Source organism: Streptomyces sp. NPDC127595 (assembly GCF_042671685.1).
Taxonomy (GTDB): domain Bacteria; phylum Actinomycetota; class Actinomycetes; order Streptomycetales; family Streptomycetaceae; genus Streptomyces.
The window spans coordinates 66,180-92,469 of record NZ_JBHXWK010000010.1 but is presented as its reverse complement, the minus strand read 5'-3'; the positions used below and the strand labels follow the sequence as shown (position 1 = coordinate 92,469).

Here is a 26,290-nt window from a genome sequence, read left to right as displayed (position 1 = left end):
GCGTTGAGCGTGGCGACATTGGCGCGGTGGTGCTATCGGCACCGGCTGGTGGTCCTGTTGCTGTGGGTGGGGGCGCTGTTCGGACTGGGCTTCGCGGGTTCGGCCGCGGGCACGAACTACGCGGACACTTTCTCTCTTCCCAACACGGACTCCAAGCGTGCGTACGACCTGATGGAGAAGGCCTTCCCGGAGCGGGCGGGCGACACCGACACGGTGGTGTGGAGGGTCGACAGCGGATCGGTGCGGGACGATTCCATACGATCCCGGATCGAGCCCGCGCTTGCCGAGATCGGCAAGATGAAGGGCGTCGGTGACGTCACCGACCCGTACGCGGCCGGGGGCGCCGCGCAGATCAGCAAGGACGGGCGGATCGCGTACGCCCAGGTCACCTTCGCCGAGCAGGCGAACGCGGTGCCCAAGGAACTGGTCCAGGACGTCGTCGACACCGCGCAGGGCGCCGAACAGGCGGGCCTCGACGTGGAGTTGGGCGGCCAGGCGATCCAGCGCGTGCAGGAACCGCCGACCGGTCTCGCCGAGCTGGTGGGTGTCGGGGCGGCCGCGATCGTGCTGTATCTGGCCTTCGGCTCGTTCCTCGCGATGCTGCTGCCGATCGGCATCGCCATCTTCGGCGTGGGCACCGGCATGTTCTCGACCCAGCTCCTCAGCCATGTCACGAACGTGCCCGAACTGGCCTCGTTGCTCGCCACGTTGATCGGCCTCGGCGTCGGCATCGACTACGCGCTGTTCATCGTCACCCGGCACCGGCGCGGTCTGATGCGCGGCGAGAAGCCGGAGGACGCGGCGGTCACGGCCCTCAACACCTCGGGCCGGGCGGTGCTGTTCGCGGGTGGCACGGTCGTCATCGCGCTCGCCGGAATGCTGGTGATGAACCTGCGCTTCCTGGACGGTGTGGTCATCGGCACGGCGATCACCGTCGTGCTGAGCGTCCTCGCGGCCGTCACCCTGCTGCCCGCGCTGCTCGGCCTGCTCGGCACCCGGGTGCTCAGCCGCCGCCAGCGGCGCAAGCTCGCCGCCGAGGGACCGCAGCCCGAACGCACCAGCGGCCTGGCGGTGCGCTGGTCCGCGACGGTCGAGCGGAACCCGCGCAAGATCGCCGCGCTGGCCGTCGTCGTCATGGCGGTCCTCGCCCTGCCCTTGCTGTCGCTCCGGCTCGGTACGACCGACCAGGGCAACGACGACGCTTCAACGACGACCCGGCAGGCGTACGACCTGCTCGCCGAGGGCTTCGGCCCCGGCTTCAACGGCCCCCTCCAGGTGGTCACGGAGAGCACCGACACCGCCGCCCTGGTCACAGGCATCCGCGCGACCGAGGGCGTCGCCCAGGTGGTCGCCCTGCCGCCCGGCCAGGGCGTCACGGTGATCCAGGTGGTGCCCACCACGTCACCGCAGTCCGTCGAGACGGACGAGCTCATCGACACCCTGCGCGACCAGGTGATCCCGGACGCGGGCGTCAGCGCCCATGTCGGCGGCGTGACAGCCGTGTCCAAGGACTTCTCGTCCGTGACCGCGGACCGGCTGCCGTACTTCATCCTGGCCATCATCGGCCTGGGCTTCCTGCTCCTGATGATCGCCTTCCGCTCGATCGTCGTACCGCTGACGGCCGCGGTGATGAACCTGATCGCGGCCGCCGCGTCCTTCGGCGTACTCGTCGCGGTCTTCCAGTACGGCTGGGGCCTTGACCTGCTGGGTCTCGGCAAGGAAGGCCCGATCAACTCCTTCCTGCCCGTCATCATGCTCTCGCTCCTCTTCGGCCTCTCGATGGACTACCAGGTGTTCCTGGTGAGCCGGATGCACGAGGAATGGGTGCACACGAGGGACAACGCACGGGCGGTCCGCGTCGGCCTGGCGGAGACCAGCCGCGTCATCAACTCCGCCGCCCTGATCATGGTCTGCGTCTTCCTGGCCTTCGTCCTGAGCGGCGACACCGGCGCCGCGATGGCGGGCGTCGGCCTGGCGGCAGCCGTCGCGTTGGACGCCTTCATTCTCCGTACGGCCCTGGTGCCGGCCGCGATGCATCTGCTCGGCAACTCCAACTGGTGGCTGCCCGCCGGACTGGAGAAGCGGCTGCCGCACCTCGCGGTGGAGCCGAAGGAGGACGCGGAGCACGCAGTTCCTACGGCCGCCGGTACGACGGTGGTCCACGGCTTCGTCCGTGACGGGGAGGGCGCGCCGGTCGACGGCGCGGTCATCCTGCTGCTCTCGAAGGGCGGCCGCCAACTGGACCGCGTGAGCTCACTGGCCGACGGCTCCTACATCGTCTCGGCCCCGGCACCGGGCACGTATCTGCTGGCGACGACGGCACCCTCGTACGCGCCCCATGCCCGGCACGTCGTCGTGACCGATGAACCGCTGGTGCACGACGTGGAGTTGGCGGACGGGGAGGTCGACGCGGTCACCTGAGGTGCAGGAGGGGCGTGCTCCGGGAGCACGCCCCTCAGTGCTTCTTCGCGGGGTCGGGCAGTGCCTTCGTCATCCCCGGCAGGAAGTCCGTGAAGAGTTCGTGCACCTCGTGGACGAGGGGCCGCAGGATACGGAAGCGGGCCAGCGAGACACCACGCGCGGTCAGGCGGGCGCCGCGCTCGGCGAGCCGGTAGCTGCGTTCACGCCCCTCGGTCCGGTCGAAGACCCAGTACAGGACGAGCCCCATCTGGGAGAGCCACATCAACTCCGGGAGCGCGTCGCGGAGTTCCGCCGGCACCTTGGTCTTCGCCCCGGACAGCACCTCACGGTGGACGCTGATGGCCTCCTCGCGCGCGTGCTCCGACTCGGGGGAGAAGGGGCTGAGCGGGCTGTCCGGGTCGGCGGCGTTCTTGAAGAACTGCACCGCGAACTCGTGGTAGGGCGTGGCGATTTCCAGCCACGCCCGCAGCACCCCGCCGAGCCGGGCCTCCAGATCGGTCTCCCGGTCCAGTACCTCCCGGGCCGCCGCCTGGTGTTCGGCGGCGATCCGGTCGTAGAAGCCCTGGATCAGGTGCTCCTTGCCGGCGAAGTAGTAGTACGCGTTGCCGACGGAGACCCCGGCCTCCTGGGCGATGGCCCGCATGGTCGTCTTGTCGTAACCCCGCTCCTGGAACAGCCGCATCGCCGTCTCCAGGATCAGGGCGCGGGTCTGCTCGCTCTTGGCAGGGCCCTTTGCGGACCCTGGTGTCTTGTCGGAGCCGGGGCTGTCTGTCGGTGCTGGCACGGTAGGAGCCTAACGAGTGGAGCAGGTGCCGCCGGCACAGCCGGGAGGGTTGTAGGTCCAGCCCGTCCGGGGGTGGTACGCCCATCCGTCTCCTCCGTAGTAAAGGCTCCCCTCGTAGGGGAGGCTTCCTCCGTGGGAAAGGCTCCCGCCCGTCTTGTGGCCGGCACGCCACTTGGCGGCGGCGAGCATCGCACCCTTCGCGAGACGCGCACCCGCAGGGGTGCTCAGCCGGTGTGCGAGCGGCCGCTGCTCACGCAGTGCCCAGAGGCAGACGACCCAGGCGGCGGATCCCCGGTAGACCTGCCCGCCGTCCCCCACGACGGTGATCTCCTCCATGGTTGCCCGGTCGTCGAGCGCCGGGAATGCGCCACGCGCCTCCTCGGACCCGGCCGGCACGAACCGGAGCGGCACCAGTTGCGACTGCTTCGTCAGCCAGTCGCGCACGAAGGAGCAGAGCGAGCACTGGGCGTCGTACAGGACGGTGAGCCCGAGGACCGGGACGCGCGCGGCGTCCCGGTCCCGGGTGGCTGGGATGCCGGCCATGGGGGTCACGCCCCGGCCGACGGAGCGATCCAGTCCGTCGGCGTGACGGGCGGGAGCTGCTCCCGCTCCATGACTCCCCGGCGCCGGATCTTGTTGAGCACGTACACGTTGCCGAGGTGCATGACGCCGAGCACGAGCAGCACCACGCCGAGCTTGGTCGACAGGGCCTCGAAGATCCCGCGGGCGTCCGCGATCTCGTCGTCGCCGTTCAGATAGAGCGCGACGAATCCGAGGTTGACGAGGTAGAAGCCCACCACCAGCAGGTGGTTGACGGCGTCGGCGAGCTTCTCGTTCCCGTGCAGTACGTCGGCCAGGAAGATCCGCCCGTTCTTGCTCAGCGTGCGCGCCACCCAGATGGTCAGCGCGATGCTGACCAGCAGATAGATGACGTACGAGATGACCGTGAGGTCCATGTCCCCACCCCTCCATGCTTTCTTGAACGCGTTCAAAACGCTGTCGAGAAAGAATGTAGACCTGCTTTTGAACATGTTCAAGTCGGGGTGGGGTGGGTCGAGGGGAGTCAGGCCTGCCGGCTGAGCTCGGGTCGCTTGCTGTAGTCCGTGAGGCCGACGACGTTGCCCCAGGGGTCGGCGATCTCGACGGTCCATCCGGTGGCGCCGGGGAAAGGTGCATCGAGGACCGGGACACCCGCCGCGGCCAGCATCCCGGCCGCGGCCCGCGCGTCCCGCACCTCCAGCCACACCCGCACAGAGGCCCAGACGGGCGCCCGCCGGCTCAGCTCCTCGTCCAGCCGAAGGAGTACTCCAGGGGTCTCCTTGCCCACCTTCAGCATGGCGATCCCGGCCTCGTCGAGCCGGAACGCGACCGGAAACCCGGCCCGCTCGTAGAAACTCACGGCCTCGTCGAGATTCCCGACGGGCAGCAGCACATTGTCGAACCCGAGCAGCTCGTACGACTCATCATCTGACATGTCGTCAGATTAGGTGGATGCGCTTCGGGGGCCCGGGGGGCTGACCGTGGGGGTCACCCGATGGGGGGAGGCGGGTGACATTCCCCCTGGGTACGCTGAACCGACAGGCGAGACTCCGTCGCATGGGAGCATTCATGGCCGCCGCATCCGAGAACGGGCTCGACGACGAGCCGGCGTACCGCTGGCCGATCCCGCCCGTCGAGGGCTGGACGGCGGACGACCTCGACCGGATTCCTGGCCTCCCGCCGCACACGGAGTTGATCGACGGGAGCCTCGTTTTTGTGAGTCCGCAGACCGCCTTCCACTCGCGCTGCAAGCTGCTGCTGTGGGACGCCCTTCGGAAGCAGGCGCCGGAGCATCTGGACGTCCTGCTGGAGATGACGATCAAGCTGGACGTCAAGAACCGGCCTGAACCTGACGTCGTGGTCTTCCCGGTGGAAGCAAACACCGGCCCTCGCCAGACCTCGTTCCGGCCTGAGGACATTGTCCTTGCTGTCGAAGTCGTCTCCACCGAGTCCCGGGTGCGCGACCGCGAAGTCAAGCCGCGCAAGTACGCCGCCGCAGGGTTTCCCCACTTCTGGCGAGTGGAGGAAGACGACGACAAGGGTCTCCCCGTCGTCTACGTCTACGAACTCGACCCGGCCACCAAGTCCTACGCCCTCACCGGAATCTTCCACGACCGCCTCAAGCTCACCGTCCCGTTCGAGGTCGAGATCGACCTGACGGCGATCAACCGGCGCCGTAGCGGTTCGGCGGAGCCTCGGGACTGACCGGGCGGCGGGGGAGTCCGCGGGTGCCGCGAACTCCCCCGCGCGCTTTCACCCGATGGCGATACGGGCCAGCCACAGGGCGGACGGAGCGATGACCTGCGTTCCGGACGCCGGGACCACGCTGGTCCTGCTCCCCGGATAGGACGCCACGGATCCGTCGGCTCGTATGGCCCACATATCGGGGATCAGGTCGCCGTTGGTGTCGGGCGTGCCCATCAGAAACGGCATGTCGCTCCTGGACCAGCCCGTCGCGCTGTACTCGGCATCCAGCCCGCCCGAAGAGTTGGCCGCGGATGCCAGCGAGTTCACATCGACACCGCCACCGCTCGCGGCGATGCCCTTGCGGAGCAGCAGCCGGCCCGAGCTGTCGATGCGGTAGACGAGATCGGTGACGCCGTCGCCGCTGATGTCCTGGACGGTGACGAGGTCACGGTCCAGCCAGGCGGTGGAGGTGATCAGGCGGGTCGCCTGGTCGATGGTCGCGCCGTGATAGCCGGTGAGGGCCCACAGCTCCTCGGTGGTGCCGGAGGAGACGGTGGCGAAGAAGTCGGTTCGCCCGTCGCCGGTGGCGTCCCCGGCACTGACGATCTGCGTCATGGCCGCCGGGCTGGGCGCTCCCTCCGGCAGAAGGATTTCCAGACGCTTGTCGATGTTGACGGCGCCGTAGCCGTCCCCGGGATACACCCACAGCTTGCCTCCGACCCGGACGACGAGGTCCTGAAGGCCGTCGCCGCCGGTGATGTCGCCGTTGTGGGTGATCAGCGAACCCCTGAAGTGGCCGATGGAAGCGGCTACGTACGGAGGCAGGTCATCGCCGTTGGGGTCCTTTGCCGGGTTGGCCCGGTACGCGCCCGGCATCCCGTAGTCCAGGTCGCCGGTGCCCTTGGTGAGGTCGACGGTGGCCTGCGAAGGGTAGAGGGCCAGGTTGCCGTCCTTGGTGACGACCATCATGTCGGGCATCTTGTCGCCGGTGAAGTCGCCTGGCGCGTCAGCCTGGTCGCGGGGGGTGACGTAGAAAAAGTACTTGGTCGGCTCCGAGACGTTGCCCGCGCTGTCCACGGTCCTGACGTACAGCACGTTCGGGCCGGCCGTCGGAGGCTTGGCGTTGGAAATGGTGGCGCTGATGGTGGTGGCCGATCCATTCACACGGTTCACACTGCCGGTGTACGAAGGGGCGTTGAAGCCGTACTCGTAGCGCACGACGTCGGTGTTGAGCGCGCGGAACGTGAACGACCCGGCTGTGCCGAACTTCTTGACGCTCCACTTGGCGTCCTCGGCCCCACTGCCGAAGCCGTTCTCGCGGGCGTCGGCGTTCGGGAAGTCGGTGGAGCTGACCTTGGGCGGCCGGGGGGCGGCGGTGTCCAGGACGAACTGGCACGCTGATTTGACCGGGTAGTAGGCCGAACTGGAATTGGCGTCGTCGAAGGCACGTACGCGCCAGGAGTAGGTGGTCCCGTTGGTGAGGCTGTCGGTGGAGAAGCCGCTCGTGGTGCGCAGCGCGGTGTCCTTGTCAGCACCGGCAGAAACCTTGCCCTTGCTGCCCAGCAGATCGCCCGTCGTGGTCCACTTCTTGGTGGGCCAGAGGTCGAAGTCGAAATAGTCGAGGTTCTTGTCCTTGTCGGACGCCCGGGCGGTGAACGTCAGGTTGGACGATGCCATGCGGACGTACGGCTTGCTGGTGGTGCACTTGCCTTCGGGACCGAGGTCGAGCGACGTGGAGTCGATGACCGGCTTCCGGTTGTAAACGAGCTCCAGGACGGGCGCGTTGTCCCCGTTGGCCTGGAACTTCTTCCACGCGTACTGGGAGTGCTCGTCACGGGCGCGCATGCCGAACGTGATCGTGTCCTCGCCCGCGTCGGCCCGCTTCTGTGCGGCCTTCTTCACGTCGAAGGTCTCGTACGCGTCCCGGCACCCGGACTTGTAGCCGTGGGCGAAGCTCTTGGTCGCGAACTTGTTGCCGTCGTGCAGCTCTGGTGCGTTCTTCCAGTTGGTGTGGGAGTTGATCTCCCGCGTGAGGTGCACGCTCATCGAGCGGGCGCTGCACGACCAGGCGTACGTCTCCAGCACGCGCAGCTTCGCACTGGTGATCTTCGTGCCCTTGAGATCCTTGTCGAAGGCGATGTTGAAGTACGAGCGGGAGGTGCCCCAGGTGTCGGACTCGAAGCCGACGCGGGCCTCGTGGGTGCCGCCCTTGTTGAAGCCCTTGCCGTTGTAGAAGGTGGCGTTGGGGTGGCGGCTGTAGGCGGTGGTCCAGTTCTGGGTGTGCTTCTTGACCGAGGGGTCGATGAAGACGGGGTACGTGGTGGCGGGATCGGCGAGGAAGTCCTGGTCGGGCGTGAGCAGCCAGTTCCCACCGGACAGGTCGGCCTCGACGACGTTGCCGAGGGAGTCGGGGGAGGGCCCGTCGAGGGAGGGCAGGCTGAGCGTGGACCCCGAACCGGTCTGTGAGGGGGAGGGAGTCGGCTCGGGCGGCGCGGACGGCAGCGGGGACTCCGACACCGTGGGCTCGGGTCCGTCGGAAGCCGAGGGCAGCTCTTCGGGGCTCGGATCGGCCTGCTCGTCCGACTCGACTTCCTCTTCCTCGGCGGCGCTCGGACTTTCGCTCTCACTCGGCGTGGAACTGGGTGAATCCGTCGGGTCGGGGGCCTCGGAAGCGGTCGGCTGGGCGGTGGCACCCACACCGCCGTCGGTGACCGCCGGGGAGCCGCTGCTGTCCCACATCAGCGGGGTCGGCGACATCGCGACCTCGTCCGTGTAGGCGTCCTCGGCGGTGACGATGCCGGAGACCGGGTTGAGGCGGAAGGTGAGGTCAGCGGAGCTGATCCCGTAAGCGAGTTGCTGGACATGCGGGTCGGCCGCTGCCTGACGGTTCTTCAGGACGACCAACTGGGCAAACCCGTCGTCGTCCGCGGTGAGGACCAGGTCGCCGCCCGGAAAGATCTCCGGATACAGGGCCCGCGAGCCGTCGATGATCGGCGTGGGTACCGGGCCGGGCCAGGTGAGCTGGATGGCGTGATCCGCAACGTACAGGGTCACCAGGGGAGTTGCGGTGGCGTCTGCGGCAGCTGCGGGACCCTTGACCAGGGAGGCGCGCTGGACCGTGGAGCGCGAAGCCCGCTGGTCACCGTGTCCCTCGGAGTCGTTTCCCTCGGCACCTGCCGAGAACACCATTCGGGTATTGGTCGCCGCGGGTTCCCAACCGTCTTTGGTCCGCTGCAGGTTGTAGTCGATGGGCTTCCACTCGCCGCCCACCTTGGCGCGGATCGAGGAGGAGTACAGCTGCTTCGCCATTTGACCGTCGGGCCGTGCCCAGGTGGTGGAGCGTGCCGTGCGCAGCGCGGTGACCTCAACGGACTTCCCCGTCTTGGCGGCTTGGCTGATGGCCACGCTCTCGGTGACCGAATTGGTGTTGCGCTCTCGGTTCACTTCGTTGCGCGGGGCGGAGCCGCCCAATTGCAGGCCGGCGTATGTGATGCCGGTCGCGGCGACCGTTGCGGCGAGTATCGCCGTGCTGGTACGGCGGCCAGGCATCCGGCGCCAGTTGCGCGTGTTGCGCGTCATCGGGCGAGTCCCCTTCTCCCCTTGGAACCGGCGCGTGGCAGGGCGCGACCGGGCTCGCCGATGATGACCTATGAGCAAGCTGTCGTCACCCTTTGCGAGCGGGGAGGGCGCTGAGTGGATCAGCCGGCCCGACTGTAATGATGGTGGGACGTGTGGGGCGTCAAGGCCCTTGCCGGGCAACGGCCTTGGGTGCGAAACGCCATAAAGGCTCCCTCAAGACCTGCATTTCGAGGGTGATTCGTATAGGGAATTGACGAATCACTCAATAGGTCGGGGAGGCGTGGAAGCGCACCTTGATCCCTGTGGGTGCAGGCCCGACCGCTACCGACCGCTACGAGATGTTACGTACCGTGTCGATCATCACATCCGCACAGGTGATCTAGCGGAACATCACAAGTCCCACACAGAATCGGCATCATCTGAAACGCCATCACGCGTGGCCCGAACCTGGTCCCGCTTCCAGTGGTCCGGGGGGACTTCGCCGTGTTCGGACGCTTCTCGCATGCCCGCCCTCGCCGTGTGCGTCGCCTGCGCACGGTGGTCGTGCCCACCATCGGGGCGGCTCTCCTGGTGGCGCTCCTGCCGGCCCAGTCGCTGGCGCTGCCGCCCGACCCCGCGGCAGCCGAGACGGGTCGCGAGACGCTCGACCTGGAAACGCTCGACCAGGAAGCGCCGGTCTCGGGCGAGGTCTTCGAGCCGGCTTTGGAGACCCTGAAGGCCGACGTCCCCAAGGACCTGCAACAGGCCCCGGCAGGCACAGCGACGGCATTGCCCGCCGACATCGGGACGGTCAGTTTCGACGCGACCTCGGGTGTGACAGCGACCGTGGCACGCACGGGGACGAGCGCTCAGCAGGTCGCCCTGACGCCCGTTGATGACCTGCCTGTCAGTCTCGGGCAGGCCCCCGACCAGTCCGCGCCGACGGGGACCTGGCAGGTCAGGGTCTTCGACCGGGCCGCGCCCGTCTCCCAGGGCGTCGACGGCGCCGTTTTGACCGTCCTGGCCCCGGCCACCGGATCCGTTCCGATCTCGGTCAAGCTCGACTACGCCAAGTTCAAGAACCTGTACGGCGCAGACTGGGCCTCCCGTCTGCGCTTCGTGCAGTTTCCGGAGTGTTACCTCGATACCCCGAACGTCGAGGCGTGCCAGGAGTACGAGGAACTGGACACGACCAACGACACGAAGACCCATTCCATCACCGCCACGGTCGACACGGCAGCCGACGGAACCGTTACCCCGGCAGCGGCGAGGACGACCGGCTCCGACGGACCCTCGATCGCCCAGGCGTCCTACGGGAGTTCGGTGACCCCGGTCGCGGCCGGCGGCGACACCGCGGTCCTCGGCGCTGTCGACTCCGGTGGTGGCGGCGGAGGTTCGTTCAAGGCGACCCCGCTCGCCTCCAGCGGCAAGTGGGAGGCGGGTGGTTCGTCCGGCGCGTTCACCTGGTCCTATCCGCTGACGGTTCCGGCAGCGCCCGCGGGCCCGGCCCCCGGCATCTCCCTCAACTACAACTCCCAGACGGTGGACGGCCGTACGGCGGTCTCCTCGCCGCAGGCATCCTGGATCGGCGAGGGCTGGGACTACGACCCCGGCCACATCGAGCGCCGTTACCGCTCCTGCCAGGACGACCGCAAGACACTGAACTCCGGCACCCCCAACAACACGGCCAAGAAGGACAAGACGTCCGACCTGTGCTGGGTGTCGTACAACGCGGTGATGTCCCTGGGCGGCAAGACAACGGAGCTGGTGCGGGACGCGCCGGCCGGCAGCAACCCGGAAACCGACACCGAGGTCTACCGCCCCCAGCAGGACGACGGCACCCGCGTCGAGCGCCGGACCGGCGGCAGCAACGGCGACAACAACGGCGAGTACTGGATCGTCACCACCACGGACGGCACCAAGTACTACTACGGTCTCAACCAGGTCGGAGGCGGCCACGCGGACACCGACTCCGTCTCCACGGTCCCCGTCTTCGGCAACCACCCCAACGAGCCCTGCCACGCCACAGCCTTCGCCGACTCCCGGTGCGGCGCGGGCAAACAGCAGGCCTGGCGCTGGGGCCTGGACAAGGTCGTCGACGTCCACGGCAATGCGCTGGTCGTCACCTGGAAGCAGGAAACGAACTACTACGCCGTAAAGAAGAAGTTCACGACCCCCGAGCAGTACGAGCGTTTCGCCTACCCGGCGACGATCGAGTACGGCATGCGTGCGGACCTGACGAAGCCGTCCGCGACGGTCGAGTTCGGAGCCAAGCAGCGCTGCCTCAAGTCGGAGGCGGCCTGCGTGGCCGACAACTTCGCCAAGACCGACGACCCGGGCGCGTACCGCCCCTGGTGGGACACCCCCGGCAACCTCAACTGCAAGTCCACGTCAAAGCTCTGCCCGCCGTTCCCGTCGTTCTGGACGCAGATGCGTCTGGACACGGTGACGACGAAGGCGGCCCGTGCCGGCCAGACGGGCCTGGGCAAGGTGGACACCTACACCCTCCATCAGTCCTTCCCGGAGGACTGGTACGACACGTCTCCCGGCCTCTGGCTGAACTCGATCACGCGCCGCGGGTTCGCCCCGGGCGATTCCACCGGCATCCTCCAGTCGGAGAGCGGCATCAGCTTCGGCGAGTACACCGTCGGTGGCAGCGCGGCATCGCCTCTGCATGGTCGTCTTAAGGACCGTCAGCTTCCGAACCTGGTCTCCAGTGGCTCGAACGACCAGCGACCTGGCTTCACCCGCCCCCGCATCGGCACCGTCTCCACCGAGTACGGCGGTGACATCGAGGTCGAGTACACCGGTGGCTGCGCGAGTGAGCCCTCCGAGGACAAGGGCAAGAACAACGGCACCTGCTACCCGGTCCGCTGGTCCCCGGACGGCGACGAGAAGACGCCCGCGAAGGCATGGTTCAACAAGTACGTGGTCCACTCCGTGACGGAGACGGACAAGGTCACGTCGCACGGAGAGCCGGTCCACACCAGGTACACCTACACGGGCCCGGCCTGGTCCAAGTCGGACGACGAGTTCACGCGCCCGGCCCTGCGAACGTTCAGCGACTGGCGCGGGTACCGGCAGGTGGCGGTCAGCAAGGGGAGCACATCGACCTCCACGATGGGCGATGAGAAGTCCCAGTCGTACGGGGTGACCAGGTACTTCCAGGGCATCGGAGGTGAGGTCAAGGACTCCAAGAGCATGTACACGCTCCTCGCGGACGACGCGCCACAGTACGCGGGCACGCCGGCCGAGAGCATCACATACCTCGACTCCGACAAGCGGGTGCAGAGGCGGACGCTGAACTTCCCCTGGTCGAAGCAGACCGCGTCCCGCACGCGGGAGGCCGAGACCGGCGTGGACCTGGACCCGCTGCTCGCCCACCGCAGCGGCATCAGACGTACGGACGAGATACAGACTGTCGGGAGTAAGGAGCAGCCGGCCGCCACGGACTGGCAGACCGTCCGGACGGTCACCTCGGTCGAGGACACGTACGGCCTGCCGATCCAGGTCGAGACGGCCGTGGTCAAGCCGAACGGCACCGCCGAGACCCTCTCCGATCAGACCTGCACCAAGACGCTCTACGTTCATAACACGTCGGCGTGGCTGATCGGGCGGGTCAAGGAGCAGCGGAGCACGGGCACTTCGTGCGCGGGGTACGACACGGCGGACCCGGCGACCAAACTCATCAGCGCGACGCAGTACAGCTACGACGGCCAGGGCTACGGAGCGACCCCGACGAGGGGCCTGGTCACCTCCGAAGCCGGGGTGGACGGAGCCGGAACCTCGTACTCGGCCGTCACGACGACCACGTACGACCCGCTGGGCCGCGTCCGCGTCGTCACGAAGCCGGGCGCTCAGAAGACCGAGACGAGGTACACCCCCGCGGACGAGGGCGGACCGGTCACTCAGGTAGTGACCCTCAACGCCAAGGAACACGCGGTCACCACGACCTTCGAACCGGGCCGGGGCCTGCCGCTGACGGTCACCGACGCCAACAACCGCGTCACGCGCAACGAGTACGACGCTCTCGGGCGCCTGGTGAAGGGCTGGTCGCCGTCACACTCCTCGGGCAGCCAGTCGCCGGACATGAAGATCGAGTACCAGCCGGCGATCGCCACGTCCGATAAGACCCGTCCCGCCGCGGTCACGACGAGCACCCTGAAGGACGACGGTTCCTACAGCCGCCAAGTGACGATCTACGACGGGCTGATGCGTCAGGTCCAGGCCCAGTCCGAGGCCCACGGCCCCGGCCGGATCATCACCGACATCACCTACAACGACCATGGGCTGCCCTTCGAGCAGACGAGTGGCTACCTCGCGAAGGGCGAGCCCGCCACCGAACTCTTCGCCCCCAAGTCCAAGACTCTGATCCCCAGTTCGGTCAAGCTGCGGTATGACGGACTGGAGCGCTCGGTACGCCAATCGACCTATCACGATGGCGACTACGTCCACGCGACCTACACGTACTACAACGACACCAGCACGTACGTGGACCCGGCAGGTTCGACAGTCCCGCGGACCCGGACCTTCACCGACGCCCTGGGCCGCGTCACCTCGGTCCGTCACTACAAGGACGCGGGAAGTACTGCCGACGGGCGGGTGACCGCCTACGAGTACGACGCCCGGGGCAACCGTTCCAAGGTCACGGACCCGGCGGGCAATGCCTGGACATACGCGTACGACGCCCGCGGCCGGGTGACGTCCACGACCGACCCGGACGTCGGCAGGACAGACACCTGGTACGACGCCGCCGACCGGCCGAACAAAACTACGGACGCGAAGTCGCGGACGACGTACACGGAGTACGACGTACTCAGCCGAGTCACGTACGTCCGCGAGGGCTCCGCCACCGCGGCCCCCGTCAAGTCGTTCACGTACGACAGCCTGCCCGGCGCGCTCGGGCAGCCGGTCGCCTCGACCCGCCACACCTCGGCGGGCGACTACATCAACCGAGTCACCGGCTACAACACCGACTACCAGCCCACCGGAACCGAGACGGTGATCCCGGCCAACGCATCGACGGCTGGGGTCTCCGGCACGTACAGCTACGCGTACACCTACACCCCGACCGGAAACCCACTGTCGGTCACGCTGCCCGCGGTCGGCGGGCTGGCGAAGGAGAAGGTCGTCACCCGCTACAACAGCGACGGCCTCCCCGAGTCGACCTCGGGCCAGTCCTGGTACACGTCCGACGTGACCTACTCGCCGTACGGCGAGGCCTTGCGTACGGTCTCCGGTGCGCAGCCCAACCGGGTGTGGACGACGAACTTCGTCGACCCGCACACCGGCCGCCTCCAGCGCACGGTCACCGACCGTGAAACCGCCGACCCGCACCGCATCACGGACAGCTACTACTCGTATGACGCGTCCGGCATGATCACCTCCAACGCGCGTCAGCTGGGGGAGCCTTCGAGCGGGACGTGGGACAACCAGTGCTTCACGTACGACGTGATGGGCGAGCTGGTGAACGCCTGGACGTCGCAGGTCACGCCTGCCGGGAACGGCACCGGCTGTAAGTCTTCAGACGGAGCCACCTGGGGTCGCCGTACCGACTACGCGGCCTCGTCCGGCCCGGTGGCGGACGCACCGGACGCGTCGACCGATGTGTCGAGCCCGGACGCGTCACTGACGTCGACCCTGGCCGCGACTGCCCCGGAGCCGGCTACGGTCGCCACCGGCGCCACGGCCTACCGCCAGTCGTTCACCTTCGACTGGCTCGGCAACCGCGCCGCGATGACGGAGCACGACCCGGCGGACGCGACGAAGAAAGTCAGCTTCAACTACAACTACGGCACCACACAGCCGCACACCGTGGACTGGATCAGCTCCACCCCGTCCGGTAAGGGCAGCAGTTACACGTACGACGCGGTGGGCAACACCGAGGTCCGCGACCTGTCCACGACGACGCAGAACCTGACGTGGACGTCCGAGAACAAGCTCGACACGATCACCGACGACGGCAAGAAGACGACATACGTCTACGACGCCGCCGGCAACCGCATCGTGGAGAACTCACCGTCGGGCTCGACGCTCTACCTGGGCGAGACCGAGGTGACAACGGACGCCACCGGCGCGATCACCCAGGCCTCCCGCGCCTACAGCCAGGCCGGCGCCCCGACGGTCGTCCGCACGACGAGCAACGCCGCGACGACGGGCCACAAGCTCAGCGCCCTGATCGCCGACCAACTGGGCACGGCGAACACGTCGGTGGAACTGTCGACCGGCCAGCCGGTCACACGCCGCGCCTTCAAGCCGTACGGCGAAGTGCGAGGCGCGAAGCCGACGGCGTGGCCCAACAAGCGGAGCTACCTGGGCGTCGGCGTCGATGACGCGGCAACGGGCCTGACCCATATCGGTGCTCGCGAGTACGACCAGAGCACGGGCCGATTTCTGTCGGCTGACCCGGTCATCGACATTGCTGATCCGCTGCAGATGAACGGGTACGCGTACTCCAACAACAGCCCGATCTCCCATTCCGACCCGACCGGTCTCACAATCGACGGTGGCGGCGACTGCGGTGCCTTGGGGACCTGCAACGTCGGCAGCAAGCCTGAGCACATCAAAAACAATCCTGACGGTGTGGTGCGTAACACGCTTCTTACGCCGAAAATAGGGGTGGTAGTTCCTCCTGGAGCTCCCGCAGTAAAAAAGGTGGCTGAGAGAGCTATCCCAGGGATCCTCTCCAGGCTGTTTCGAGATCAGAAGATCAAGATTCGTTGGGACAAGCTTTTCGCAAAGCCTGATAAGCTGTCGAACGGGCAGTGGGATGAGGTTGTCGGTAACTGCGTGAGTTCCACGGGGCTTCGAGAGGGGCAGTGTAGAGAGTTGCCCGTATTTGTGGTAGATGGTAAGCGGACCCCAGAGATAGCGATTAACGATAGGTCTGCAATCGATAAGGGGCATCCGGTTCTGTTGCATTACCTAAAGAGTAAGGCGGAGAACGAGGAGAACCGGGAGTTCGCTGGCTGCAAAAGCGCCTGGTCTGGCCCTGGTAGCTGTGACGAGTACCCCTTCGCGTCCACTCGTGAAGGTGGGCTCAATGCTCAGACCAGGGGCGTGCCGAACTCGGAGCAGCAGAAGCAGGGTACGGATTTGTCAGCCTTCTACAGGTCTAATAAGATGCAGAGGAATGATCCGTTCCTTGTTGCCGTAATCAATGTTCGACAGCGAGAGGACGGGGTATACGTTGCAGGTTGATCAGGGAGGCTAAATGGCCAGTCACATGCTGTACTCGGAGGATATTTCGAACCAATTTGGGCTCGTGTCGATTAGGGACTTCGAAACGGAAGATCAGCCCAACGCGGAGTCTGGGGAAGAGGAGGTGATGGCCCTTCCCGGTCACCTCTTTGTGGCTACTCGAAGCGACACGGAAGGAGATGTGCGCGTCGAGGTTCATGTTGGCGAGTGTGACATCCCCGATGTGCGCGTCGTATTTGATGGCTCGATGGTGTTCCGATCGTCCTTCTTGTGTATCACCGGCGCGGTTGACCCGGATGAAGAGACATTTCCTCTGCCACGAACGGGAGAGTGGGGAATCAGAGTTTATGTGTACGATTCTCCGCGCCCGAGCCGGGTTTTTGTATTCCTTGATTCAGGCGAATGGCTGGCCTCTGGAGGAACTCTTCCGGATTGATCAGTGTCGTTGTCGGCGACTGGTCGTACGGTGCGGGCAGGATATTGGAGGGAGTACGGTTGGGGTTTTCCGATACGTGATCTTTGGCCGCAGTGAGCGTCCGTTGCTGGAGGCGCCGGTTTTCGGCAGCATCTATCAGGCGGCCAAAGGGCTCATCGCAGAAGAGGGTGTAGTCGGGGCCTGGAGCCGCCGGTGTCGAGCAGGCTGCGGGTGATGTAGTTGGTCAGGTTGCGGAAGCCCAGGGCGGTGCCGCGGAGGTGTTCGAGTCGGCCGTTGATGGCCTCGGTCGGGCCGTTGGCCGGGTCGGTCGAAGTAGGCCAGCACGTCAGCGGCGCGTTGTTTGAGTGTTCTGCCGAGTCGACTTAGCTCGGTCAGTCCGGCCGGGACGCCGTGGCTGATTGTTTTGATGATGGCGGCGAGGCCGGTCTTGCCGGCGCGGCGGTCAGGGTGTCGGTAGGCGGACACGATGCGCTGGTAGGTGCCCCAGGTTGCCTCAACCGCAGCGTGCTCATCAGCAGTGAATACGGCGGTGAGTCGGGCGTGTTGGCGGTCGGTGAGCAGGCCGACGCCGGTGCGCAGCACTCTGCGGATGCCGTAGAGCGGATCACCGACCTGGCCGCGGTGCCCGCAGGTGTCTTGCTGGACGCGTTGGCGGCATCAGTCCAGCGCATCGCCGGCCAGGGCGACAATGTGAAACGGGTCCATCACCGCGACTGCGTCGGGGATTTCATCCGCGGAAGACCTCGACCTCTGCCCCCGACGTACCAGACCGGTCTACGCGGTTAAATGCGAAGAGCCAATGAAAGTCGCCCGGATTCTTGCGCCTCGGGCGCAATCGCGGTCTTCGGGACCGGTGATCGTCCGGTGGCGTTGTGCGTATCAGGCGCGGTCGTGGAGAGTGACTTGGTAGCCGTCGGGGTCGGCGAAGGTGAATGTCCGGCCGAAGGGGCCGTCAATCGGTGCGGAGACGGTGGTGTGACCGTCGGCGACGAGAGCATCGTGGATGGCCTGGGCGTCGGTGGCGTGGAGCCAGATCCCGGCACCGACGCCGGGCCGGGCAACGGATGCGAGATCGGTGCCGGGAACGACGTCGCGGAGTGCGAACGCGATCGGCTTTGTCTCGATGACGACAGCGTGCGGAGGTCCGGCCTGCGAGCGGACGAGGCCGAGGTACTGCTCGTAGAACGCTTGCGAAGCGTCGAGGTCGCGCGCCTGGAGCGAGATGAAGTCGGGGCCGGTGGCGGGCATGGTGATGCTCCTTCTCGTCGTGTCAGATTTCTGACACATGCCAATGTGTGTCAGAATTCTGACATGAGTCAAAACGGTGTCGGCGTCGACCTCGACAAATCACTGGGCTACCTGCTGAAAGAGGCTTCGAGTGCCCTGCGCGCAGCCATGGAGGAGGTGCTGCGGCCACTCGGGATGAGCGTGACGCACTACTCCTGCCTCGAGCTGCTGGCTCAACGGCCGGGCTTGTCGAACTCCGAGCTCGCGCGTGGCGCGTTCGTGACACGGCAGACGATGAACGTGCTGCTCCAGGCCCTGGAACGAGAGGGCTACGTGACCAGGCCTACGGAGGCGCCCGTCGGGAAGGTTCTTCCCGCGCGGCTCACACCGCGCGGCCGACGGAGCCTGGAGAAGGCGACCGTAGCGGTCCGGTCCGTCGAGGTCAGAATGCTGGTCGGTATGACCGAGACCGAGCAGTCAGGCGCGTTCCGGATCCTGCAGAGCGTGATTCATTCCCTGCGCGATGGCAGCGACGGTGCATAGCCCGTTCCTCGGCGCACGTCTCGCCGAGCACTGACAGGAGTGCAGTCGAGCGTGGAAATCCGTGCAGGCGACCTCGAAAACCGACAGCCCCCGACTGCACCCTCTTCTGCGATGAGCCGCCAAAGGTGCGATACGTTCTTGGTGGCCCAGCCGGGCGGCTGGCAGGCGCTGCAATTCGACAACGGTCTGTTGGATGACCCGGATACAGTCCTTCTTGCGGTGGTTGAATGGAGCAGGGCTGCGTCCTGTTTCGTTTCTTTCTACGGCAGTGATGTCGCGCTGGTGACCGGGATGGGGCCGACGGGAAGAGTGTCTGAACCTCGAATTGGCGGCAGCGCTGTGGGTGGAGGAGCCTGAAGACGTTGACGACACGAGCTTGTGGGTGGGCACCTCCGAATTTGCCGAGGTGGTGAGTCCCAAGCGTGCGGAGGTGGAGGCCTCCGTGGAAGGTCCCCTGGCATTGGCTGCAAGTGCTGGGTTCAGGGAGGGAGCGTAGGCGACATTGATCGAGGAACTGCTGCGTTCTCATGTGGTCTTCGTGGAGGACTTGTTCACTGCGCTGCTCGACAGGTTGGGCTTCCCAGAGCCTCATAGCCCACAAACCCACCGTGATCAACGAGGTCAGGATGCCCGGCGATTACTCGGGATTCCTTTACGACGGACGGCTTTTCAATCAGTTGATCGAGACGGTCATGGAAGAACCGGAGAATGGGTCCTTCTTTTCTGAAGGTCCGGCGTTCGCATGGTCCGCTGCCGGATTGCACCTGGTCGCCTATGCCTTGGATGCTGGGAGCGGGTTCTCGCAAGCGATGCCTATGAGGTACTTCAGGCTGCGGGTTGGGAGGGTGAGTGTGACGGCGGGTTCGTCGGACTCGCGGAGGCGGATCGTTCCGTCAGAGGCGGTGGCCAGTTCGAGGCAGTTGTTTCCTTCGCTGCTGTAGGACGACTTCTGCCAGTGGAGGGTGGGCACTTCGGAGCCTTTCATAGGTCGTTGATGATCTCGCGGATCAGATCTCGGGAAGCGGACTCCTTAAGGGCCACCGCTTCGAAGTGGGTCATGAACGTGCGGTACTTCTCCAGCTGGAGGTCGGCGTGGAGGAATACGGACCCATGTTCGGCGTCGAGCTGCACGGTGTCCAGACGGGGGACGGGGCCCTCCGCGTACAGGACGGTCTGCCCAGCACCGGGGAAGATGCCCGCGTCGTAGGGGATGACGAGAACGGTCACATGGTCCCGCTCGCTCATCTCGACGATGTGCTTCAGCTGTTCGCGCGTGACGTCCCGGCCGCCGAAGCGCATGCGCAGGGCGGCCTCATGGATGACCGCCGTGTATGGGGTCGGGTTCTTCGCGAAGAGGACTCCCTGCCGCTTGATGCGGTGCGTGACGCGGTACTCGATCTCGGGCGGGGACAGCTTGGGGATGGACTGCCTGAAGACCAGACGTGCGTAGTCGACCGTGTGGAACAGCCCCGGAACGTGGGCGACTTGGGCTGTGCGAATCGCCCTGGCGTGGTGTTCCAGCTCCGCCAGGTCGACTAGTCCGGAGGGCAGGATCTCTCGGTACTCGTCCCACCAACTGCGTCCCCGTCCCGCGGTCATGGCCGCGAGCGCCTCGATGTACGGCTCGTCCGAGCAGCCGTAGCTGGTGGCGAACATACGGACTCGGTCCACGCTGACGCCGAAGCGTCCGGCTTCGATGGAGCTGATGCGCGCTGCGTTGACGCTGAGCAACTCGCCCGCCTCGCGAGAGTTGAGACCTGCCCGCTCCCTCAGTTTGCGCAGCTCGGCGCCGATGCGTTGCTGCCGTACGGTCGCTGCCGGCCTTGGCGGCAATCCGCCGTCCTCTCACTCTCAGGGTAATGGTTTGACGGAAATGGTAGTAACCCTACTCCGGCTCCCCTACCTTCAGTGTCACGCCAACTACCCACCGTGGCACCGGGATCCCCGGAAGCGCACCGCCCTGACCGCGCCAGTGCAACGCAACGGACTGCGACAGAGCCACCGCCCGCGTCACCCGACTCACCCATCCAACCTCCGTACCTCAACGAGGAGTTACGGCCATGACCGAACTGGCCCTGAAAGACTTCGCGTACTCCCCGCTCGACGCCGACTGGGAGTACGCCCTCCGGATCCCCCACTCGCCCCTCGGGCCAGGCATCGCCCGCGCCCACGTATGCGCCGTACTCACCCGGTACCGCGTACGCGACCTCGTCCTGGACAACGTCGAGCTCATCGCCTCCGAGCTGGTCACCAACTCCCTCGCCTGCACTACGGATCCCGTCGCCGTCAGGCTCGTGCGTGTCGGTGGGCGGTTACTGTTCAGCGTGTGGGACAGCAGCCCGTTTACGCCCTGCGAGGGCCCGGGGACGGACCTCGACGCAGAGAGCGGACGCGGGCTCCGGCTCCTGCGGGCGTGCGCCGACGAGTGGGGGCACTACCTTCTCGTCGACGGGCGTCGTGGGAGCGGCGGCAAGGAGGTGTGGGCGGAGTGGCGTGCCCCGTACGCCTAAGACCGCGCTTCCTATGGCACGTTCAGCGTCTCTGCTGCTTCCGGGAAGCCCAAGGCGTCAAGCAACGCGTCGAACAGTTCCTCCACGAAGAGCTCTTGGGACAGCAAAAGGTCTTCGATGGAGGCCAGCTCTGCGCTTCCCTCGAAGCCAACCGCTGAAGCCCAGGCCAACGCGCCCTGCGCTGACGTTGGCAACTCGAGTTCCAGCTCTGCATGCTTGCGTCGCACGGCCTCCCTGAAATCTGGCGTATCCACCCACAGGCTCACGTCATCGATGTCCTCGGGCTCCTCAGCCCAGAGTGCTGACGCCGACTCCAGGTTCAGACAGGCTTGCCACCGCGCTCCGTCGGTGCTCAGGCCGGTCACGAGTGCGACGTCACTGTCATAGACGGAAGCAACGCAAGCCCCCGTCCCTGTCCACTCGACCAGCGCAGGAAGGTCTGCCTCGCTCCACAGGCCGTAGTCGAGCTGTAGCGTCTGCCAGCCACCCGGCCGCGACCATATAGGTATGGTCGACTTGGCCTGTCGAGGGATGCTGCCGAAGATCGGTGCCTCCAGCAGCGGACGTTCGCTGCGGCCAAAGACCAAGTCTCCCGAAAACCCCATCCCATGCTCCTTCCACATTGTTGCTCGCACCATACGACCAGCCACCGACACCAGAAAGCCCTGACCGGCGGCCCAATCCTCTTCCTGGAATGCAGGGTTCGGTCAGCTCGTGAGTCGGGGGTTGGCGGACGAGGGGTGCGGTTACGCCGACGAAGGCGAGGAAGTGTTCCGGCTTCGGCTGCCAGGCCGCGCGGGGTTCCGGTTCCCGGGTCCTCGTAGTACGAAGGACGTGCCCATGTGCGTAACCGGGGAGCCGACTTCTCTCCCGGCCACCCCCTCCTGCAATATGACCGGCAGCCCTGTCCGGTCATTTGGCCTACAGGCCTGTCCAACGGCCCGCGCACGGAGATCAGGAGAGAACACCATGACCGAGCAGCCCCAGCAGCCGCAGCCGCCCTCGGACCAGCCGCCCGCCTACGGCTATCCGAACCCTGGCCCCGTCCCGCCCGGCGGTCCGGGCCCGTACGGGGCCGGTCCGGCGGGCGCGTATCAGCCGCCGCCGGGGGACTATCAGCAGCCGGGCGGATACCAGCAGCCCGGCCCGTACGGCTATCCGCAGCAGGGGTACCCGGGCCAGGGTTACCCGATGGGTGCCGTGCCGCCCGGCATGTACACGGGCGATCCCAACGCCCCGTACGGCTACGACCCTTACGGCCGCCCGTACTCCGACAAGTCGAAGATCATCGCGGGGGTTCTCCAGCTCACCCTCGGCACCCTCGGCATCGGGCGCTTCTACATCGGCAACGTCGGGATCGGGATCGCCCAGCTCCTCACCTGCGGTGGTCTGGGCATCTGGGCCCTGATCGACGGGATCCTCCTGCTCACGAGCAACACCAGCACGGACTCCCAAGGGCGGATCCTGCGTGGCTGAGTCCGGGGCCGGGCGAGCTGCCGGGCCGCCGGTGACCTTCCTGCGGCACCCGGCGACGGCACCCCTCGCGGTGTTCGTCGCCGGGGTCGCGGGCGCCGGTTATCTCTACGGCACGAATCCGCACGAGCCGGGGCATCTGCTGCCCCAGTGCCCGTTCCGCTACGTCACCGGGCTGCTCTGCCCGGCCTGCGGTGGCACCCGCATGGTGTACGACCTGATGCACGGCCAGTTCGCGGCGGCCTGGCACGACAACAGGGTGCTGCTGCTGGCCTCCCCCTTCGCGCTCGCGCTGTTGGGGCGCTGGTTCCTGGAAGGGGTGCGCGGGCGTCGGTGGCGGCCCACCCTGAGCCCCCGGGCTCAGGTGATGGTGCTGGTGGTGGCCGTGGCGTGGACCGCGGTCCGCAACATCGTCTGAGCCGGGCAAGGCGCCCCGGGGACAGCCGTGTCGGGGCCATAGCCTCCGCGACTGCCCGTCAGCCATGTCGAGGCCGTAACCCCCACGACTGCCCGTCAGCCACGGCCCCACACCCGAACTTGGCCTGATTTTGATCACGGATATGGAACGATCCCGGATCATCGACCGTTCTCCCTCCCACCTTCCCTCTTGATCTCTCTATGCTTCCCGGGTCACAGGGGGGATGGCGCAGAACGCTGTACGCCATCGCAGTACGCGTTTCTTGTCATGGGTTCCCTCCTGGATTCCCCCGGAGCACTCCGCTTCGGTTTCTCATCGGTCATCCCAGGAGCAACTTCCATGTCTGTCCCCACCCCTGAAGCACCGTTCGGCGTCGACCACCAGGGCCGCCCGCTGTCCGACAAGTCCAAGATCACCGCTGGCCTGCTCCAGCTGTTCCTCGGTGGCTTCGGCATCGGCCGCTTCTACGTCGGTTCCACGGGCGTGGCCATCGCCCAGCTCTTCACCTGCGGTGGCCTGGGCATATGGGCCCTGATCGACGCGATCCTCTTCTTCACGAGCAACGACCGCACCGACAAGCAGGGTCGCGTCCTGCGCGGCTGACCTCGGCCGGACGTACGACGAGAGCCCTGTCTCCAGCCTTGGGGGACGGGGCCCCGTACGTTCTGGGACCCAGGCCGCCCGCCCCGAACACTCAATCGCCCTTCGGCTGCCCGGCCTTGAGGATCTCCGCCACGTCGAGCGTGACCTTCGCGCCGATGGAGTCGGGGAGGGTGACGAGTTCGCCGGGGGCATGGATGCGGTGGGTCGCGTACTCGTCCTGGGCGGGGACGGCCCGTGCACGCCGCTTCACCCGATCGTGGCCCACAGCACGCGTGAGGGCCCCGCTTCCTCAGGAAACGGGGCCCTCAGCGACGTACGAAGGAAATCAGAAGAAATCAGAACCGCCGAGTGATCAGCGCCCTCTTGACCTCCTGGATCGCCTTCGTGACCTCGATACCCCGAGGGCAGGCGTCCGTGCAGTTGAACGTGGTGCGGCAGCGCCAGACGCCGTCCTTGTCGTTCAGGATTTCGAGGCGCTGCTCGCCCGCCTCGTCACGCGAGTCGAAGATGAAGCGGTGGGCGTTGACGATGGCGGCGGGGCCGAAGTACTGGCCGTCGTTCCAGAAGACCGGGCAGGACGACGTGCACGCCGCGCAGAGGATGCACTTCGTGGTGTCGTCGAAGCGCTCGCGGTCCTCCGCCGACTGAAGACGCTCGCGCGTCGGCTCGTTGGTGTCCTTCGTGATGAGGAAGGGCATCACGTCGCGGTACGCCTGGAAGAACGGGTCCATGTCGACGATCAGGTCCTTGAGGACCGTCAGGCCCTTGATGGGCTCGACCGTGATCGGCTTGGTGGGGTTCAGGTCCTTGATCAGCGTCTTGCAGGCAAGGCGGTTCTTGCCGTTGATCCGCATGGCGTCCGAGCCGCAGATGCCGTGCGCGCAGGAGCGACGGAAGGTGAGCGTTCCGTCCTGGTCCCACTTGATCTTGTGGAGGGCGTCCAGGACGCGCTCCTTCGGGTCGATCTCCAGCTGGAAGTCTTCCCAGACCGCCTCGGCCGAGACCTCGGAGTTGAAGCGGCGGATACGGAACGTGGCGGTGATGTACGGGGAGTCGGCGAAGCCTGCCTCAGGCTTGTCGGCCGCGTCCGCCTTGTCCAGGGTCGGGGTTGCCATCAGTACTTACGCTCCATCGGCTGGTAGCGGGTCTGGACGACCGGCTTGTAGTCGAGACGGATGGACTCGGTGCCGTCGTCGCCGACCTCGCGGTACGCCATGGTGTGGCGCATGAAGTTGACGTCGTCGCGGTTCGGGTAGTCCTCGCGGTAGTGACCGCCGCGGGACTCCTTTCGCGCCAGTGCGGACGTCGCCATGACCTCGGCCAGGTCGAGCAGGTTGCCCAGCTCGATGGCCTCCAGGAGGTCCGTGTTGAAGCGGCGGCCCTTGTCCTGGATCGAGACGTTCAGGTAGCGCTCGCGCAGCTCCGCGATCTTCTCGACCGCCGTCTTGATCGTCTGCTCGGTGCGGAACACCATCACGTTGGCGTCCATGCATTCCTGCAGCTCGTTGCGCAGGACCGCGACGCGCTCCGTGCCCGTGGAGTTGCGCAGGTGCTCGACCTGCGACACGACCTGGGCGGCCGGGTCCTCGGGCAGCTCGACGTAGTCGGCCTTCGCCGAGTACTCGGCGGCGGCGATACCCGCGCGCTTCCCGAACACGTTGATGTCGAGGAGCGAGTTCGTACCCAGGCGGTTCGCGCCGTGGACCGACACACACGCGACCTCGCCGGCCGCGTACAGGCCCGGGACGACCGTGGTGTTGTCGCTGAGCACCTCACCCTGGACGTTCGTCGGGATGCCGCCCATCGCGTAGTGCGCGGTGGGCTGGATCGGGATCGGGTCCGTGTACGGCTCGATTCCGAGGTATGTACGGGCGAACTCGGTGATGTCCGGGAGCTTGGCGTCCAGCTGCTCCGGCGGAAGGTGCGTGAGGTCCAGGTAGACGTGGTCGCCCGCGGGACCGCAGCCGCGGCCCTCACGGATCTCCGTGTAGATGGACCGGGACACGACGTCTCGCGACGCCAGGTCCTTCATCACCGGCGCGTACTTCTCCATGAAGCGCTCGCCGTCCTTGTTGCGGAGGATGCCGCCCTCACCACGGGCGCCCTCCGTCAGCAGGATGCCCATGCGCCAGATGCCGGTCGGGTGGAACTGGAAGAACTCCATGTCCTCCAGCGGCAGTCCGCGACGGTAGACCGCGGCCTGGCCGTCACCGGTCAGCGTGTGCGCGTTGGACGTCACCTTGAAGAACTTGCCGGTGCCGCCGGACGCGTAGATCACGGCCTTCGCCTGGAAGACGTGGATCTCACCGGTCGCCAGTTCGTACGCGACGACGCCCGCGGAACGCTTCACCCCGTCGATCTCGACGATCAGCTGGTCCAGGACGTAGAACTCGTTGTAGAACTCCACTCCCTCCTTGACGCAGTTCTGGTATAGCGTCTGGAGGATCATGTGACCGGTGCGGTCGGCGGCGTAGCAGGAGCGGCGCACCGGCGCCTCACCGTGGTTACGGCTGTGACCGCCGAAGCGGCGCTGGTCGATCGTCCCGTCGGGCGTCCGGTTGAAGGGAAGGCCCATCTTCTCCAGGTCGAGGACCGAGTCGATGGCCTCCTTCGCCAGGATCTCGGCGGCGTCCTGGTCGACCAGGTAGTCACCGCCCTTGACGGTGTCGAAGGTGTGCCACTCCCAGTTGTCCTCTTCCACGTTGGCGAGCGCGGCGGCCATACCGCCCTGCGCGGCGCCCGTGTGGGAGCGGGTGGGGTAGAGCTTGGTCAGCACGGCGGTGCGGCTGCGCTTCGTCGCCTCGATGGCGGCGCGCATGCCGGCGCCGCCGGCGCCGACGATGACGGTGTCGTACTTGTGGATCTTCATGAGTGGTTGCCTCAGCCCCGTG

20 protein-coding genes and 2 pseudogenes are annotated in these 26,290 nt (G+C 66.6%); 9 read left to right on the top strand and 13 right to left on the bottom strand.

The genetic code is table 11. From position 1 onward, the window contains the following. The first annotated feature begins 18 nt into the window (after positions 1-18). Positions 19-2,421: an MMPL family transporter gene (locus tag ACFVKT_RS28910; RefSeq protein WP_385737327.1), complete on the top strand. Its 2,403-nt coding sequence runs from the start codon at positions 19-21 to the stop codon at positions 2,419-2,421. Between the two features lie 34 nt (positions 2,422-2,455). On the opposite strand, the gene ACFVKT_RS28905 is transcribed toward ACFVKT_RS28910, so the two are convergent. From ACFVKT_RS28905 to ACFVKT_RS28890, 4 genes are all read right to left on the bottom strand, one after another. Further along, positions 2,456-3,103 carry a TetR/AcrR family transcriptional regulator gene (locus ACFVKT_RS28905; RefSeq protein WP_385737325.1) on the bottom strand — a complete coding sequence of 216 codons (648 nt, stop codon included), beginning with the start codon at positions 3,101-3,103 and terminating at the stop codon, positions 2,456-2,458. 111 nt (positions 3,104-3,214) lie between these two features. Continuing rightward, positions 3,215-3,748, bottom strand: a complete 534-nt coding sequence (locus ACFVKT_RS28900; protein ID WP_385736835.1) for a thiol-disulfide oxidoreductase DCC family protein — start codon at positions 3,746-3,748, stop codon at positions 3,215-3,217. 5 nt (positions 3,749-3,753) lie between these two features. Further along, on the bottom strand, positions 3,754-4,161 hold the full coding sequence (locus ACFVKT_RS28895; protein WP_385736832.1) for a hypothetical protein: 408 nt from the start codon (positions 4,159-4,161) through the stop codon (positions 3,754-3,756). A 107-nt stretch (positions 4,162-4,268) separates the two neighbouring features. Continuing rightward, positions 4,269-4,679, bottom strand: coding sequence for a VOC family protein (locus tag ACFVKT_RS28890; protein WP_385736829.1), 411 nt, complete (start codon positions 4,677-4,679; stop codon positions 4,269-4,271). Between the two features lie 134 nt (positions 4,680-4,813). Here ACFVKT_RS28890 and ACFVKT_RS28885 point away from each other — a divergent pair, with 134 nt between their 5' ends. Next, a complete protein-coding gene (locus ACFVKT_RS28885; protein ID WP_385736826.1) occupies positions 4,814-5,449 on the top strand; it encodes a Uma2 family endonuclease in 636 nt (211 codons plus the stop codon). Positions 5,450-5,497: 48 nt separating this feature from the next. On the opposite strand, the gene ACFVKT_RS28880 is transcribed toward ACFVKT_RS28885, so the two are convergent. Beyond that, a complete protein-coding gene (locus ACFVKT_RS28880) occupies positions 5,498-9,010 on the bottom strand; it encodes a DNRLRE domain-containing protein (protein WP_385736823.1) in 3,513 nt (1,170 codons plus the stop codon). Positions 9,011-9,529: 519 nt separating this feature from the next. Between ACFVKT_RS28880 and ACFVKT_RS28875 the strand changes: the two genes are divergently transcribed. Next, on the top strand, positions 9,530-16,189 hold the full coding sequence (locus tag ACFVKT_RS28875) for an RHS repeat-associated core domain-containing protein (protein ID WP_385736821.1): 6,660 nt from the start codon (positions 9,530-9,532) through the stop codon (positions 16,187-16,189). Between the two features lie 13 nt (positions 16,190-16,202). Then, positions 16,203-16,625: a hypothetical protein gene (locus ACFVKT_RS28870; protein WP_385736818.1), complete on the top strand. Its 423-nt coding sequence runs from the start codon at positions 16,203-16,205 to the stop codon at positions 16,623-16,625. A 152-nt stretch (positions 16,626-16,777) separates the two neighbouring features. Here the strand turns inward: ACFVKT_RS28870 and ACFVKT_RS28865 are convergent. Next, positions 16,778-17,366 (bottom strand): annotated as a pseudogene (locus tag ACFVKT_RS28865) (transposase); the annotation flags it as partial. 138 nt (positions 17,367-17,504) lie between these two features. Continuing rightward, positions 17,505-17,873 (bottom strand): VOC family protein, encoded by a 369-nt coding sequence (locus ACFVKT_RS28860; protein WP_385736815.1) that lies wholly within the window; start codon positions 17,871-17,873, stop codon positions 17,505-17,507. Between the two features lie 63 nt (positions 17,874-17,936). On the opposite strand from ACFVKT_RS28860, the gene ACFVKT_RS28855 reads away from it, so the two are divergent. Next, on the top strand, positions 17,937-18,395 hold the full coding sequence (locus ACFVKT_RS28855) for a MarR family winged helix-turn-helix transcriptional regulator (RefSeq protein WP_385736812.1): 459 nt from the start codon (positions 17,937-17,939) through the stop codon (positions 18,393-18,395). Between the two features lie 772 nt (positions 18,396-19,167). Here the strand turns inward: ACFVKT_RS28855 and ACFVKT_RS28850 are convergent. Continuing rightward, the gene (locus tag ACFVKT_RS28850) at positions 19,168-19,380 is read right to left on the bottom strand and encodes a DUF397 domain-containing protein (protein WP_385736809.1); all 213 of its coding nucleotides are present in this window, start codon (positions 19,378-19,380) and stop codon (positions 19,168-19,170) included. Further along, positions 19,377-20,228 (bottom strand): helix-turn-helix domain-containing protein, encoded by an 852-nt coding sequence (locus ACFVKT_RS28845; protein ID WP_385736806.1) that lies wholly within the window; start codon positions 20,226-20,228, stop codon positions 19,377-19,379. The genes ACFVKT_RS28850 and ACFVKT_RS28845 overlap by 4 nt, the downstream gene beginning before the upstream one ends. A 227-nt stretch (positions 20,229-20,455) precedes the next feature. Between ACFVKT_RS28845 and ACFVKT_RS28840 the strand changes: the two genes are divergently transcribed. Continuing rightward, positions 20,456-20,905 (top strand): ATP-binding protein, encoded by a 450-nt coding sequence (locus ACFVKT_RS28840; protein ID WP_385736804.1) that lies wholly within the window; start codon positions 20,456-20,458, stop codon positions 20,903-20,905. Between the two features lie 11 nt (positions 20,906-20,916). On the opposite strand, the gene ACFVKT_RS28835 is transcribed toward ACFVKT_RS28840, so the two are convergent. After that, complete coding sequence (locus ACFVKT_RS28835; protein WP_385736801.1) at positions 20,917-21,510, bottom strand: hypothetical protein; 594 nt, start codon at positions 21,508-21,510, stop codon at positions 20,917-20,919. 364 nt (positions 21,511-21,874) lie between these two features. On the opposite strand from ACFVKT_RS28835, the gene ACFVKT_RS28830 reads away from it, so the two are divergent. The 3 genes from ACFVKT_RS28830 (at position 21,875) to ACFVKT_RS28820 (ending at position 23,399) form a co-directional block, all read left to right on the top strand. Then, positions 21,875-22,381 (top strand): TM2 domain-containing protein, encoded by a 507-nt coding sequence (locus ACFVKT_RS28830; protein WP_385736798.1) that lies wholly within the window; start codon positions 21,875-21,877, stop codon positions 22,379-22,381. Beyond that, complete coding sequence (locus tag ACFVKT_RS28825) at positions 22,374-22,796, top strand: DUF2752 domain-containing protein (protein WP_385736795.1); 423 nt, start codon at positions 22,374-22,376, stop codon at positions 22,794-22,796. Before ACFVKT_RS28830 ends, ACFVKT_RS28825 begins: the two co-directional genes overlap by 8 nt. Before the next feature lie 339 nt (positions 22,797-23,135). Beyond that, positions 23,136-23,399, top strand: a complete 264-nt coding sequence (locus ACFVKT_RS28820) for a TM2 domain-containing protein (RefSeq protein ID WP_385736792.1) — start codon at positions 23,136-23,138, stop codon at positions 23,397-23,399. Positions 23,400-23,490: 91 nt separating this feature from the next. On the opposite strand, the pseudogene ACFVKT_RS28815 reads toward ACFVKT_RS28820, so the two are convergent. From ACFVKT_RS28815 to sdhA, 3 genes and pseudogenes are all read right to left on the bottom strand, one after another. After that, positions 23,491-23,625: pseudogene (locus tag ACFVKT_RS28815) on the bottom strand (Uma2 family endonuclease); the annotation flags it as partial. Positions 23,626-23,734: 109 nt separating this feature from the next. Next, complete coding sequence (locus tag ACFVKT_RS28810; RefSeq protein ID WP_385736789.1) at positions 23,735-24,514, bottom strand: succinate dehydrogenase iron-sulfur subunit; 780 nt, start codon at positions 24,512-24,514, stop codon at positions 23,735-23,737. Next, positions 24,514-26,268 (bottom strand): succinate dehydrogenase flavoprotein subunit, encoded by a 1,755-nt coding sequence (gene sdhA / locus ACFVKT_RS28805; protein ID WP_385736786.1) that lies wholly within the window; start codon positions 26,266-26,268, stop codon positions 24,514-24,516. Before sdhA ends, ACFVKT_RS28810 begins: the two co-directional genes overlap by 1 nt. Between the last annotated feature and the right edge of the window lie 22 nt (positions 26,269-26,290).